12 protein-coding genes are annotated in these 13,605 nt (G+C 62.9%); 5 read left to right on the forward strand and 7 right to left on the reverse strand.

Annotated elements, in window-relative coordinates; all coding sequences use genetic code 11:
* Positions 1–136: 136 nt before the first annotated feature.
* The 5 genes from IB229_RS05635 (at position 137) to IB229_RS05655 (ending at position 5,896) form a co-directional block, all read left to right on the forward strand.
* Entirely contained in the window at positions 137–1,015 is an 879-nt protein-coding gene (locus IB229_RS05635) for an oxygenase MpaB family protein (protein ID WP_192325790.1), read from the forward strand.
* A 52-nt stretch (positions 1,016–1,067) separates the two neighbouring features.
* Positions 1,068–2,084 carry a class I SAM-dependent rRNA methyltransferase gene (locus IB229_RS05640; RefSeq protein WP_192325792.1) on the forward strand — a complete coding sequence of 339 codons (1,017 nt, stop codon included), beginning with the start codon at positions 1,068–1,070 and terminating at the stop codon, positions 2,082–2,084.
* Positions 2,085–2,172: 88 nt separating this feature from the next.
* Positions 2,173–5,250: a DUF748 domain-containing protein gene (locus IB229_RS05645; protein ID WP_192325794.1), complete on the forward strand. Its 3,078-nt coding sequence runs from the start codon at positions 2,173–2,175 to the stop codon at positions 5,248–5,250.
* A 3-nt stretch (positions 5,251–5,253) separates the two neighbouring features.
* Positions 5,254–5,547 (forward strand): DUF2845 domain-containing protein, encoded by a 294-nt coding sequence (locus IB229_RS05650; RefSeq protein WP_192325796.1) that lies wholly within the window; start codon positions 5,254–5,256, stop codon positions 5,545–5,547.
* 46 nt (positions 5,548–5,593) lie between these two features.
* Positions 5,594–5,896: a DUF2845 domain-containing protein gene (locus tag IB229_RS05655; RefSeq protein WP_192325798.1), complete on the forward strand. Its 303-nt coding sequence runs from the start codon at positions 5,594–5,596 to the stop codon at positions 5,894–5,896.
* 99 nt (positions 5,897–5,995) lie between these two features.
* Here the strand turns inward: IB229_RS05655 and IB229_RS05660 are convergent, their stop codons facing one another.
* From IB229_RS05660 to infB, 7 genes are all read right to left on the reverse strand, one after another.
* Complete coding sequence (locus IB229_RS05660; RefSeq protein WP_192325800.1) at positions 5,996–6,193, reverse strand: CsbD family protein; 198 nt, start codon at positions 6,191–6,193, stop codon at positions 5,996–5,998.
* Between the two features lie 59 nt (positions 6,194–6,252).
* Positions 6,253–6,636, reverse strand: a complete 384-nt coding sequence (locus tag IB229_RS05665; protein ID WP_192325802.1) for a BON domain-containing protein — start codon at positions 6,634–6,636, stop codon at positions 6,253–6,255.
* 312 nt (positions 6,637–6,948) lie between these two features.
* On the reverse strand, positions 6,949–9,054 hold the full coding sequence (pnp, locus tag IB229_RS05670; protein ID WP_192325804.1) for a polyribonucleotide nucleotidyltransferase: 2,106 nt from the start codon (positions 9,052–9,054) through the stop codon (positions 6,949–6,951).
* 212 nt (positions 9,055–9,266) lie between these two features.
* Positions 9,267–9,536 (reverse strand): 30S ribosomal protein S15, encoded by a 270-nt coding sequence (gene rpsO / locus IB229_RS05675; protein ID WP_192325806.1) that lies wholly within the window; start codon positions 9,534–9,536, stop codon positions 9,267–9,269.
* Between the two features lie 153 nt (positions 9,537–9,689).
* Complete coding sequence (truB, locus tag IB229_RS05680; RefSeq protein WP_192325809.1) at positions 9,690–10,607, reverse strand: tRNA pseudouridine(55) synthase TruB; 918 nt, start codon at positions 10,605–10,607, stop codon at positions 9,690–9,692.
* A 2-nt stretch (positions 10,608–10,609) separates the two neighbouring features.
* Positions 10,610–10,987, reverse strand: a complete 378-nt coding sequence (rbfA, locus tag IB229_RS05685; RefSeq protein WP_192325811.1) for a 30S ribosome-binding factor RbfA — start codon at positions 10,985–10,987, stop codon at positions 10,610–10,612.
* Positions 10,988–11,086: 99 nt separating this feature from the next.
* Positions 11,087–13,591 carry a translation initiation factor IF-2 gene (infB, locus tag IB229_RS05690; RefSeq protein WP_192325813.1) on the reverse strand — a complete coding sequence of 835 codons (2,505 nt, stop codon included), beginning with the start codon at positions 13,589–13,591 and terminating at the stop codon, positions 11,087–11,089.
* Between the last annotated feature and the right edge of the window lie 14 nt (positions 13,592–13,605).

Here is a 13,605-nt window from a genome sequence, read left to right on the forward strand (position 1 = left end):
TCGCAGAGCCCCTCGCAGGGGCGCCTTGCGCACCGTGGCATCCGCGAAATATTCCGCTGCGCATAACGCCCCCGCAACAGGCCGACGCTCTTTCGTCGGCGTAGAATCCCAGGCGTCCTTCTGTTTGAGCACGCCCATGGAATTCCTCCGCCGCCGCATCGAAACCCAGGTCCTCAGCCTCACCGGCCTGGCCCTGGGCCAGATCGACTTCGAACAGCCCGCCGGCGACCCCGGCCTGTTCGGCCCCGACTCGGTGTGCTGGCGCGTGCATGGCGACTTCACCAGCATGATGATCGGCGGCATCTCCGCCCTGCTCCTGCAGGCCCTGCATCCGCTGGCGCTGGCCGGCGTGTGGGACCACTCCAACTTTCGTGAAGACCTGATCGGCCGCCTGCGCCGCACCGGCCAGTTCATCTCCGGCACCACCTATGGCAGCCGCCGCGACGCCGAGTGGTTGATCGACAAGGTCAAACGCATCCACCTCGGCGTCACCGGCACCGCGCCCGACGGCCGCCCCTACGCCGCCAGCGACCCGGACCTGCTGACCTGGGTGCACGTGGCCGAAGTCTCCAGCTTCCTCGCCGCCCACCTACGCTACCGCAACCCGCAGTTGAGCGAGGCCGACCAGGACCGTTACTACGCCGAGGTGGCGTTGATCGCCGAACGCCTGGGCGCCCGCGCGGTGCCACGCTCGCGGGCGCAGGTCGAGGCCTACCTGCAGGCCATACGGCCGCAGCTGCTGTGCGACGAACGCTCGCGGGAAATCCTGCGCATCCTGCGTAGCGCGCCGGCCCCCAGCGCCCTCGCCGTGCCGATGGGCCACTTGATGCAGCAGGCCGGTTTCGACCTGCTGCCGGGCTGGGCCCAGGCGCTGCTTGGCGAGCCGGTCAGCGCGCGCCGCAGCCGCCTGATCGCCGCTGGCGTGCAGCGTGTCGCCCCGCTGCTGCGCTGGGCGGTATGCAGCGCCGCCGTGCACCGGGCGCGACGGCGCATGGGCTTGCCGATCCTCGGCTGATCCGCCGGCGCAGGGCTGGTAAACTGCGCGCCCCTTCTCCGAGACCTCGCGCATGCCTTCTCTCACCCAGGCGCTGCGCGCCGCGCTCGATCAGCGCCAGCCACTCCTCGACGAGCTGCACAGCCAGCACACCGACTGCTACCGGCTGTTCCACGGCAGCCAGGAAGGCGCGCCCGGGCTGACCGCCGACCGCTACGGCCCGCAACTGCTGGTGCAGAGTTTCCACCAGACGCTCGAACGCGAGTCCCTGCTGGCGCTGCACGATGATGTGCAACGCCACCTGGGCCAACCACTGCAGCTGGTCTACAACGACCGCTCCCAGGGCAACTCGCGGGTCGACCGGCGCGACCCGGTCTACCAGGCCGAGCCGGCCGCGCTGGAAGACCAGGTCGGCCATGAGTGGGGCCTCAACTACCGCGTGCGCGGCCGCCACCCCGGCCAGGACCCGCTGCTGTTCCTCGACCTGCGCAACGCCCGTGGCTGGGTCAAGGCGCACAGCGCCGGCAAGTCGGTGCTCAACCTGTTCGCCTACACCTGCGGCGTCGGCCTGTGTGCCGCGGCTGGTGGCGCCAGCGAGGTGGTCAACCTAGACTTCGCCGAGGGCAACCTGGCGGTCGGCCGCGAGAACGGCGCACTCAACCCGCAACTGCCGACCATGCAATTCGTCCAGTCCGACTATTTCCCGGCGATCCGCCAGCTCGCCGGCCTGCCGATCAGCAGCCGTCGCGGGCACAAGCTGCCGCCCTACCCGCGCCTGGCTCAGCGCGCCTTCGACCTGGTACTGCTCGACCCACCAGCCTGGGCGAAGAGTGCGTTCGGCACCGTCGACCTGCTGCGCGACTACCAGAGCCTGCTCAAGCCGGCGATCCTCGCCACCGCGGAAAACGGCGTACTGATCTGCTGCAACAACCTGGCGAAAGTCGCCTTTGCCGACTGGCGCGAACAGGTGCTGCGCTGCGCGGAAAAGCTCGGTCGCCCGGTACGCGATTGCCAGTCGCTGCCACCGGCTGCCGACTTCCCCTCGCTCGACGGGCAGCCGCCGCTGAAGACCCTGATCCTGCAGTTCTGAGGCGCTGCTGGCGGCGTGGTGATGGCCCACACCGCCATTTGCCATGCCATACTCCAGCGCATCGCAGCCTGGAAGATGACGCCGTACCATGCCCAAAGGATTGAAACGCGCCACGAGCGCCCTGCTGATCACCCTGGCGGTTTACAGCCTGCTCGGCTTCCTGATTCTCCCCGGCATCGCCCTGCGCGTGGCCAACCAGCAACTGGCCCACTACGCCACCGTGCCGGCTCACCTGCAACGCGCCGAACTCAATCCGTTCAGCCTCGAGCTGACCCTCTGGGGCCTGCACATCGGTGAGCCCGAAGCCAAACAGATCGCTTTTTCCCGGCTGTACGCCAACCTGCAGCTGGACAGTCTGTGGAGCGGCGCGCTGCACCTGGCCGACGTCGAACTGGAAAGCGCGCACACCGAAGTGCTGTTCGGCAAGGACGGCACCCTCAACCTGACCCAGCTGTTCAAGCTGCCGCCCAGCGATGCGGCCGAACCGGTCGACAGCGAGCCGAGCAAACCCTTCCCCCTGCGCATCGGCCGCGTGCAACTGATCGAGAGTGGCCTGCACTTCGAGGACCAGCGCCCCAGCGAGCCGGTCGAGTTCGTCTACGACTCAATGAACCTCGAGCTGAAGAACCTCAGCACCCTGCCTGACGACAACGCCGACATGACCCTGGTCGCCAACGGCCCGCGTGGCGGGCGCATCGACTGGCAGGGCCAGGTCAGCCTCTCGCCGATCAGCTCCAAGGGCCAATTGAAGGTTACCGAGGGACAGATGAAGGGCTTCTGGCCCTACGTGCGTGACGCCGTGCCGCTGGTTCTGGAAGAGGGCGTGGTCAGCCTCAGCGCCGACTACAGCCTCAACCTCGCCGAAGGTACCGAACTGCTGCTGAGCAACGCGGCCATCAGCATCGCGCCGTTCGCCATCAAGAGCCCTGACGACAAGCCACTGGTACGCCTGGAGCGCCTGGACGTCAGCGAAACCAGCCTGGACCTGGTCAAGCAGCAGGTGATCGTCGGCAAGATCCGCAGCCAGAAACTGGAAACCTGGGCGGCCCGCGAAGCCGATGGCCAGCTCGACTGGCAGAAGCTGCTCGCCAGCCAGCCGGCCAAGCCAAGCACGGTAGCCGCAGCAACGGCACCTGCGGCCACGGAGGCAACTCCGACTCCGACTCCGACTCCGACTCCGACTCCGACTCCGACTCCGACTCCGACTCCGAGCCAGGCTGAGGCGAACGCCGAAGCCACGCAAGCGATCCAGGCCGATGCCGCGCAGATCGATGCCGCCGCACCAGCCAACCCGTCCGCCGCGCCCCTGCCGCAGGCCAGCCCCGAACAGCCGGCCAAGCCCTGGCAGGTGATCCTGCGCGACGTACAGCTACGCGACTACCAGATTCACCTCGCCGATCGCCAGCCGGAGCAGGACGTGGCCATCGACCTCGGCCCGCTGAACCTCGACCTGCAGGATTTCGACAGCCTCGGCACCTCGCCCTTCACCCTCACCCTCGACAGCGGCGTGAACAAAAGCGGCCGCCTCAAGGCCAGCGGCAAGGTCCAGCTGAGCCCGGTCAGCGCGGCGCTACAGGTCAGCACTCAGGACATCGACCTGCGTGTGGCGCAGGCCTACATCAGCCCCTTCATGCGCCTGGAGCTGCGCAGCGGCCTGCTCGACAGCGACCTCGCCGTCGCCTTGAAGAACGTCGAGCCGTTGACCCTGGGCATCACCGGCCGTGCCGAAGTCACCCAGCTGCATACCCTCGACACGCTCAAGGAGCGCGACTTCCTCAAGTGGCAACGCCTGGTAGTCGACAAGCTCGACTACCAGCACGGCGAGCGCCTGAGCATCGACCAGGTGACTCTGGACAAGCCCTATGTGCGCTTCATCATCAACGAAGACCTGACCACCAACGTCAACGACCTGCTGATCCCGCAGCCCGCCGACCCGGCCGCCAAGGCCGCACCGGCGAGCAAACCGCTGGCCGTACGCGTCGGCGGCATCAGCTTCAAGGATGGCTCGGCCAACTTCGCCGACTTCAGCCTGACACCCAACTTCGCCACGGCGATCCAGCAGCTCAACGGGCAGATCGGCACCCTGGATAACCAGAGCCCGAAAACCGCCAGCGTGGACATCAAGGGCAAGGTCGACAAGTACGCGCCGGTCAGCATCAAGGGCAAGCTGACGCCGTTCGACCCGATGAACAGCCTGGATATCGCCACCAGTTTCAAGAATGTCGAGCTGACGACCCTCACCCCTTACTCCGGCAAATTCGCCGGCTACCGCATCCGCAAGGGCCGCCTGAACCTCGACCTGCACTACCGCATCGAGCAGGGCCAGCTGAACGCCGACAACAAGCTGCTGCTGGAGAACCTGCAGCTGGGCGAGAAGGTCGACAGCAAGGATGCGGTGGACCTGCCGATTCGCCTGGCCATCGCCCTGCTCAAGGACACCGAGGGCAAGATTTCCCTCGAGTTGCCGGTCAAGGGCGATCTCAACAGCCCCGAGTTCAGCGTCATGCCAATCGTCTGGCAGACCCTGCGCAACCTCGTGCTGCGCGCCGCCCAGGCGCCCTTCAAGTTCATTGCCGGCCTGGTTGGCGGCAGCGACAGCGACCTCAGCCAGGTGCAGTTCGCCGCCGGCAGCAGCGAGCTGGATGGCAATGCACAGAAGTCCCTGGATACCCTCGCCGCGGCGCTCAAGGAGCGTCCCGTGCTGCGCCTGGAAGTCGAAGGCATGAGCGCCCAGGGCAGCGATGGCCCACTTCTGGCCAATCAACGCCTGGAGCGCGAGTACCAAACCACCTGGTACAAGATGCTGCAGCGCCGTGGCGACAAGGTGCCGGCCGATCCGAGCGAACTGGTGATCGACGAAGACGATAAGGGTGTGCTGCTCGAAGGCATCTACCGGACGCGCCTGAAACAGCAGCCTCCAGCCGAGTGGGCCGAGCTGACGGACGAGGAGCGCACGGCGAAGCTGCGCGACGCTGTACTGCAATCCTGGGGACAGAGCCAGTTGCTGCTGCGCCAGTTGAGCCAGGCGCGCGCGGCGGTGATCAAGGATTACCTGGTCGACAAGGGAGGCCTGGAGGATCAGCGCATCTACCTGCTCGACGTCAATGTCACTGAAGCCCAACCCGGCGGCCAGGTGGCCACCGCCCTGCACCTGGGAAGCGAGTAAGCCATGCGTCTATCCACTGTCTGTCTATCCCTGCTGGCCCTTGCCAGTGACCTGGCGTTGGCCGATACGCTGCGCTGTGGCACCCAGCTGATCAACGAAGGCGACCGCGCCTTCGAGGTCGAGAAGAAATGCGGGCCGCCGGCTTACCGCGATCTGGTCGGCTATACACTCACCGGCTATGACCGCCGGGAATTCAAGATCGAGGAATGGGTCTACGGTCCTACCAACGGCAAGCTGAGCATCCTCACCTTTGAAGCGAACCGCCTGGTACGTATCGAATCCCGCCGCGACCGCTGATGGCTCAGGCCGTAGGCCGCACACCCACTCCGAATCTGGTGCCCAGATGCACAAACTCCTTTTCTGCACCCTCGCCCTGCTGGTCACCGGCACTGCCCAGGCCGCCTCGACGCTGCGCTGCAACAGCGGCCTGGTCAGCCTCGACGACACCGCTGGCGAGATCTTCAATACCTGCGGTGAACCCGTCAGCCGCGACATGCTCGGTTACCGCGAGGTGATCGACCAGTACGGCTTCCGCAACGAGGTGCAGGTGGAAGAGTGGATCTACGGCCCGCGCGGCGGCATGTACTACTACCTGCGCCTAGAAGGCAATCGCCTGGTGAAGATCGAGAGCAAGCGCGGGCAGTAACACCGGCGCCGTTTCGTCACACAAGAAAAAAGCCCCGTTGCGTCAGCAGCGGGGCTTTTCTCTTCGCGGTCCTTGCGTGCGCATCCCTGCGCGGGTGGCTTACAGCTTGCTGCTGAAGTCGCGCACTTCCTGTTGCGCCTTTTCCTTGGTCCAGCCATAGCGCTCCTGGAGTTTGCCCTCCAGGTACTCGCTATGGCCTTCGACAACGTCCAGGTCGTCATTGGTCAGATCACCCCAGCGCTCCTTGATGCGGCCGCTGAGTTGCTTCCACTTCCCCTTGATCACGTCAGAGTTCATGACATTCTCCTCTTGAAGTGGTGACTGCCAGCTAACTGGCAGCCGTAGGCAAAGAAAACTTATTCGCTGGATTTCAGGCCATCAGCGGACACGTCATGCACGCCCTTGATCGCCTTGGCTTTCTCAACAGCCAGATCGCGCTCGGCATCGGTCGGCACTACGCCGGACAGCGATACCACGCCTTTGTTGGTTTCAACCTTGATGTCCAGGCCGCTGATGCTGTCGTCGGCCAGGAAGCTGGATTTCACCTTGCTGGTGATCCAGGTGTCGGAAACCGCCTCTTCCGCTTTGTCGACAGTGTCGTTAGCGGCCAGCTGGATCGACTGCGCGTGCAGGTCGGTCGAGGCGGTACGATCGTCGGCAAATGCTGCATTGCTCAGCGGCAGGCCAAAAGCGGTAGCAGTAACAACGGCAAGGGTCCACTTGTTGAAGGACTGTTTCATGGCGGTAACTCCTGTTTTTTCTTAGGAAAATCTGCAGTGCTGTCCTGACTGCAGTCTCGTAGTAGATATCGCAAGGCCTGTGCCAAGCCCGAACAAACAAATAAAACCTTATTTATCAAATACTTAATAAAAAACAGAAAACCCGCCTGCTTGCAAAATGCCTGTTCCAGCAAAACCGGGCCGTGCAGATTGCAATGAATGGATGATTGGCTACCGCTGCTCCTCATTCAGTACGGCTGATCGGTCTCTCAACTTTTCTGCAGGCAAAAAAAAGGGCCCCGAAGGGCCCTCCTTGCGTAGCAGCGTCAGCTATCAGACACCCGAAGCCTTGGCAGCAGCGACGTCCTTGATGGACAGCTTGATGCGACCGCGGTTGTCGACGTCCAGTACCAGCACTTCGACTTCCTGACCTTCCTTCAGAACGTCAGTGACCTTCTCCACGCGAGCGTCGCTCAGCATGGAGATGTGCACCAGACCGTCCTTGCCCGGCAGGATGTTGACGAAGGCGCCGAAGTCGACGATGCGCTCGACCTTGCCGACGTAGATCTTGCCAATCTCGGCTTCCGCGGTGATACCCAGAACGCGCTGACGCGCGGCCTCGGCAGCTTCCTTGGTTTCGCCGAAGATCTTGATCGAGCCGTCGTCTTCGATGTCGATCGAGGCCTTGGTCTCTTCGCAGATACCACGGATGGTCGCGCCACCCTTGCCGATGACGTCGCGGATTTTATCCTGATCGATCTTCATCGCGATCATGGTCGGGGCGTTGGCCGACAGCTCGCTACGGGACTGGGCAATGACTTGGTTCATCTGGCCGAGGATATTCAGGCGCGCTTCCAGGGCCTGGCCCAGGGCGATTTCCATGATCTCTTCGGTGATGCCCTGGATCTTGATGTCCATCTGCAGCGCGGTGACGCCGTTGGCGGTACCGGCAACCTTGAAGTCCATGTCGCCCAGGTGGTCTTCGTCACCGAGGATGTCGGTCAGAACGGCGAACTTCTCGCCTTCCTTGACCAGGCCCATGGCGATACCGGCAACCGGCGCCTTCATCGGCACACCCGCGTCCATCAGGGCCAGGGAAGCACCACAAACGGAAGCCATCGAGGACGAACCGTTGGACTCGGTGATTTCCGAAACTACGCGGATGGTGTACGGGAACACGTCGGCGGCCGGCAGCATGGCCTGGACCGAACGACGAGCCAGACGGCCGTGACCGATTTCGCGGCGACCAGTGGCGCCCATGCGACCACACTCACCGACCGAGTACGGCGGGAAGTTGTAGTGCAGCATGAAGGGGTCTTTCTTCTCGCCTTCGAGGGTGTCGAGCAGCTGCGCGTCACGCGCGGTACCGAGGGTGGCCACGACCAGCGCCTGGGTTTCACCACGGGTGAACAGCGCCGAACCGTGGGTCTTGTCCAGCACGCCGACTTCGATGTTCAGGCCGCGCACGGTACGGGTGTCACGGCCATCGATACGCGGTTTGCCGTTGACGATGTTCTCGCGCACGGTGCGGTATTCGATTTCACCGAAGGCGTCTTTGACTTCACCAGCGGAAGGCTGACCCTCTTCACCGGAGAACTTGGCGACCACCTGGTCTTTCAGTTCGCCCAGACGCGCGTAGCGGTCCTGCTTGATGATGATGGTGTAAGCCTGAGAAATCGCTTCGCCGAACTCGCTGCGGATAGCATCCAGCAGCACGGTATTGGCCGGCTTGGCTTTCCAATCCCAGGTCGGCTTGGCCGCTTCGGCAGCCAGCTCGGATACAGCCTGGATGACAGCCTGGAATTCGTCGTGGGCGAACAGTACGGCACCCAGCATCTGGTCTTCGGTCAGCTCTTTGGCTTCGGATTCAACCATCAGCACGGCATCTTTGGTACCGGCCACGACCATGTCCAGGCTGGAAGCCTTGAGTTGCTCGTAGGTCGGGTTCAGCAGGTAGCCGGTTTCCGGGTGGAAGGCGACGCGCGCGGCACCGATCGGGCCGTTGAACGGGATGCCGGAGATGGCCAGGGCAGCCGAGGTACCGATCATCGCAGCGATGTCCGGATCGGTCTTCTTGCTGGTGGAGATCACGGTGCAGATGACCTGCACTTCGTTCTGGAAACCTTCCGGGAACAGCGGACGGATCGGACGGTCGATCAGGCGCGAGGTCAGGGTTTCTTTTTCCGAAGGACGCGCTTCACGCTTGAAGAAACCACCGGGGATCTTGCCCGCGGCATAGGTTTTTTCCTGGTAGTGCACGGAGAGCGGGAAGAAGCCTTTGCTTGGGTCGGCAGTCTTGGCGCCGGTTACGGCGACCAGCACGGCTACGTCGTCGTCAACGGTGACCAGCACAGCGCCGGAGGCTTGACGGGCGATACGGCCAGTCTCGAGGGTAACGGTCGATTGACCGAACTGGAACTTCTTGATTACCGGGTTCACGGTGTTTTCCTTCTCTTTGTTGCCTTGGGGAAACTGCTGAAGCAAGGGACTTGAGCCCCTGAAAACCTGTTCAGAACTCGGCTCGTCAGAACCGGTTTTTGAACGGGTTTCAAATTCCGCTCTGTAAAAAGCCAGAAGCTGGAAGCACGAGCCCCAGTCGGTTGACCCGACGGCGACTCATGACTTCCAGCTTCTCACTTCAGGTTTACGTCTTAACGACGCAGACCCAGGCGACCGATCAGGGCGCTGTAACGCGATACGTCTTTACCCTTCAGGTAGTCCAGCAGCTTGCGGCGCTGGTTAACCATACGGATCAGACCACGACGAGAGTGGTGATCTTTACCGTTTTCCTTGAAGTGGCCTTGCAGCTTGTTGATGTTGGCGGTCAGCAGGGCAACCTGCACTTCCGGGCTACCGGTATCGCCTTCAGCTTGCTTGTAGTCGGTTACGATCTGGGCTTTTTCTTCAACGCTCAGTGCCATGGTAATGGGCTCCTTGAGTGAACAGGCCAGGGACTGCTCCCTGTAGTTAATTAATGAGGTATGACCGTGCCTGTTAACAGCCACCCTCGAATCGACAACGGTTAAGCCCGCTGGCGACAGTCCACAGGCCGACGAATCCGCCTGTGGTTCCGGTCATTCCGACCGAATCAATCGACGCGGCGCGATGCGCCCGTCTTCGCTCACTTCACCGATACCGATGAAACGGCCGGTGTGATCCTGCACCCGCACCATGCCGAACTTCGGCGCTTCCGGTGCACGTACCGGTTGACCATGCAGCCAGTAGTAGGCGCTGTGCTCGCTGAACTGCAGCAGCGGCCAGTGTTCCAGACCGCTGTCCGATGGCTGCAGGAAGCGATCGAGCGCTTCGCTGCCACCTTCGGCGTGGGCCTTTTCCAGCTCTGCCAGCGTTACCGTCTGCGCCAGAACGAAGGGGCCGGCCTGGGTCCGTCGCAACTGGGCGACGTGGGCCCCACAACCGAGCATCTGGCCAAGGTCCTCGACCAGCGTACGAATGTAGGTGCCTTTGCTGCAGGCCACGCCCAGTCGCAACTGCGACTCGTCGAGGGCCAGCAATTCCAAGCGCGCAATAGTAACAGAACGCGCTTCGCGCTCCACTACTTCGCCGGCACGCGCCAGCTTGTACAGCGGCTGGCCGTCCTTTTTCAGGGCAGAATACATCGGCGGTATCTGGCTGATTTCACCACGGAAGTTCGGCAGCAGGGCTTCCACGTCATCCCGACCGACGGTCACCTCGCGACGCTCGAGCACGTCACCTTCGGCATCGCCGGTGGTGGTGGTCACACCGAGCTGCGCCACGGTCTCGTAGCCCTTGTCGGCATCGAGCAGGTACTGGGAGAACTTGGTCGCTTCGCCGAAGCACAATGGCAGTACACCGGTGGCCAGCGGATCGAGACTGCCAGTGTGCCCAGCCTTCTCGGCATTGAGCAGCCAGCGAACCTTCTGCAACGCGGCGTTGGAGCTGAAGCCGTGTGGCTTGTCGAGCAGGATGATGCCGTCAACCTTGCGGCGAATTCGTTTTACCTGGGCCACGCTCAATCGTCCTGGTGCTTGCTGTCTTCGGAGACGGCGCGCTCGATCAGAGCCGACAGGTGCACACCGCGGGAAATGCTCTCGTCATAGTGAAAATGCAGAGCCGGCACGCTGCGCAACTTCATTGCCTTGCCCAGCAGCATGCGCAGGAACCCGGCAGCGTCCTTGAGCACGAGCAGGTTCTGCTTGATCTTGTCCTCGTCGTTCTCGCCCATCACGGTGATGAACACCTTGGCGTGGCCAACGTCGCGACTGACGTCGACGGCCGTGATGGTGACGAAGCCCAGACGCGGGTCCTTGACCTCGCGCGGAATCATTTGCGCCAGCTCGCGCTGAATCTGGTCACCGATGCGCTGGGTACGGCTGTAGTCTTTTGCCATTTTTCCTACCTCTCCCGCCAGCGTCGCCAACGGGTTCAAAAGCGGCAAACGCCCGGCCGCGCGTTTGCGGGGCCGGGCGTTGCGTGTTGCAGCTCGCGCTTAGAGCGAACGAGCCACTTGGACCTTCTCGAACACTTCGATCTTGTCCCCAACCTTAACGTCGTTGTAGCTCTTCACGCCGATACCGCACTCCATGCCGGCACGGACTTCGGACATGTCGTCCTTGAAGCGACGCAGCGATTCCAGCTCGCCCTCGAAGATAACCACGTCTTCGCGCAGTACGCGAATCGGACGGTTACGGTGCACGACACCTTCGATCACCATGCAACCGGCGACCGCGCCAAACTTCGGCGAACGGAATACGTCACGCACTTCGGCGACACCCAGGATGTTCTCGCGAACATCGCTGCCGAGCATGCCGGTCAGGGCTTTCTTGACGTCTTCGATGATGTCGTAGATCACGTTGTAATAACGCATGTCCAGACCTTCGGCCTCGACGATCTTGCGCGCACCAGCGTCGGCACGCACGTTGAAGCCGAACAGCACCGCGTTGGAGGCCAGCGCCAGGTTGGCATCGGACTCGGTGATACCACCGACGCCGCCACCGACCACACGCACTTGCACTTCATCGTTGCCCAGGCTGCTGAGCGAACCCTGCAGCGCTTCCAGCGAACCACGGACGTCGGACTTGAGGACGATGTTGAGCGTCTTCTTCTCTTCCTGGCCCATGTTCTCGAAGATGTTTTCCAGCTTGCCGGCATGAGCACGGGCCAGTTTCACTTCGCGGAACTTGCCTTGGCGGAACAGCGCGACTTCGCGGGCCTTCTTCTCGTCGGCGACCACGGTCATGTCGTCACCCGCATCCGGCGTACCGTCCAGGCCGAGGATCTCGACCGGAATCGACGGACCGGCTTCCTTGATCGGCTTGCCGTTCTCGTCAAGCATGGCGCGCACGCGGCCATAGTTGACGCCGACCAGGACCATGTCGCCCTGACGCAGGGTACCGTCCTGAACCAGCACGGTAGCCACCGGACCACGACCCTTGTCCAGACGGGACTCGACCACCACACCACGGCCAGGAGCCGACGGGGTGGCTTTCAGTTCGAGAACCTCGGCTTGCAGCAGGACGGCTTCGAGCAGTTCGTCGACACCGGTACCCATTTTCGCCGAGACGTTCACGAACGGCGTATCACCACCCCACTCTTCCGGAATCACATCCAGCGCGGCCAGGCCGTTCTTGATGTTGTCCAGGTTGGCGCCCGGCTTGTCGATCTTGTTCACCGCGACCACGATCGGCACGCCAGCCGCTTTCGCGTGCTGCACGGCTTCCTGGGTCTGCGGCATCACGCCGTCGTCCGCTGCCACCACGAGGATGACGATGTCGGTCGCCTTGGCGCCGCGAGCACGCATCTGGGTAAACGCAGCGTGGCCCGGGGTATCGAGGAAGGTGACCATGCCACGGTCGGTTTCGACGTGGTAGGCACCGATGTGCTGGGTAATGCCACCGGCTTCGCCGGCTGCAACCTTGGCACGACGAATGTAGTCGAGCAGCGACGTCTTACCGTGGTCGACGTGGCCCATGACGGTCACGACCGGTGCACGGTGGAACGCCTCACCTTCGAACTTCAGCGATTCGGCCAGTTGTTCTTCCAGGGCGTTGTCGCTGACCAGCTTGACCTTGTGGCCAAACTCTTCGGCGATCAGCTGGGCAGTTTCCTGGTCCAGCACCTGGTTGATGGTCACCGGGGTGCCCAGCTTGAACATGAACTTGACGATTTCAGCGCCTTTGACTGCCATCTGTGCAGCCAGGTCAGCCACGGTGATGGTCTCGCCAATGTTTACATCACGCACGATCGGCCCCGTTGGGCTCTGGAACCCATGTTGGTTACGCTTCTTCAGCTTGCCCTTGCCACGGCCACCGCGACGGAAACCATCGGTTTCTTCGTCGACGGTACGCGGTGCAACGCGCGGGGCTGGTGCCTTTTCCTTGACGGTCGGGCGATGCTGAGTGGTCTTGCGATCACCGCCGCGGCGTTCGGCATCGTCATTGCGTGCCTTTTCCGGACGGCGCTGTTCTTCTTTCTTGCGCTCGGCAGCCGCCAGGTCGACGACCGCAGCGGCCTCGACCGGAGCGATGACCGGAGCCGGCTCCACAGCGGCAACTGCTTCAGCCGCACCACCGGCGGCAGCAGGCTGCTTGCGGGCTTCTTCCTCGGCACGGCGAGCGGCTTCCTGCTCAGCCTTCAGACGAGCCGCTTCCTGGGCAGCACGCTGCTCTTCGAGCTCGCGCTGCTTCTCGGCTTCGATCTCGTCAGGGCTGCGCTTGACGTAGGTTTTCTTCTTGCGCACTTCCACGCTGATGGTCTTGCTACCAGCAACCTTCAAGGTGGTAGTGGTTTTGCGTTGCAAGGTGATCTTGCGCGGCTCTTCCAGTTTCTCGCCGTGACTGCTCTTGAGGTGGGCAAGCAGGGCTTGCTTCTCGTTGTCGGTCACAACTTGCTCGGCACTGGTGTGCGGCAGACCTGCCTCACGCATCTGCTGCAGCAGGCGCTCCACCGGTGTGTCGACCACTTGGGCCAGTTCTTTCACCGTGACTTGCGTCATGCGTCTCTCTCCTC

The organism is Pseudomonas sp. PDM14 (assembly GCF_014851905.1).
Lineage (GTDB): Bacteria > Pseudomonadota > Gammaproteobacteria > Pseudomonadales > Pseudomonadaceae > Aquipseudomonas.

What these genes read in the sequence shown, in the direction of transcription:
- IB229_RS05635 (WP_192325790.1), top strand. Translation starts at nt 137, where the DNA reads ATGGAATTCCTCCGCCGCCGCATCGAAACCCAGGTCCTCAGCCTCACC.
- IB229_RS05640 (WP_192325792.1), top strand. Translation starts at nt 1,068, where the DNA reads ATGCCTTCTCTCACCCAGGCGCTGCGCGCCGCGCTCGATCAGCGCCAG.
- IB229_RS05645 (WP_192325794.1), top strand. Translation starts at nt 2,173, where the DNA reads ATGCCCAAAGGATTGAAACGCGCCACGAGCGCCCTGCTGATCACCCTG.
- IB229_RS05650 (WP_192325796.1), top strand. Translation starts at nt 5,254, where the DNA reads ATGCGTCTATCCACTGTCTGTCTATCCCTGCTGGCCCTTGCCAGTGAC.
- IB229_RS05655 (WP_192325798.1), top strand. Translation starts at nt 5,594, where the DNA reads ATGCACAAACTCCTTTTCTGCACCCTCGCCCTGCTGGTCACCGGCACT.
- IB229_RS05660 (WP_192325800.1), bottom strand. Translation starts at nt 6,193, where the DNA reads ATGAACTCTGACGTGATCAAGGGGAAGTGGAAGCAACTCAGCGGCCGC.
- IB229_RS05665 (WP_192325802.1), bottom strand. Translation starts at nt 6,636, where the DNA reads ATGAAACAGTCCTTCAACAAGTGGACCCTTGCCGTTGTTACTGCTACC.
- rpsO (WP_192325806.1), bottom strand. Translation starts at nt 9,536, where the DNA reads ATGGCACTGAGCGTTGAAGAAAAAGCCCAGATCGTAACCGACTACAAG.
- rbfA (WP_192325811.1), bottom strand. Translation starts at nt 10,987, where the DNA reads ATGGCAAAAGACTACAGCCGTACCCAGCGCATCGGTGACCAGATTCAG.
- infB (WP_192325813.1), bottom strand. Translation starts at nt 13,591, where the DNA reads ATGACGCAAGTCACGGTGAAAGAACTGGCCCAAGTGGTCGACACACCG.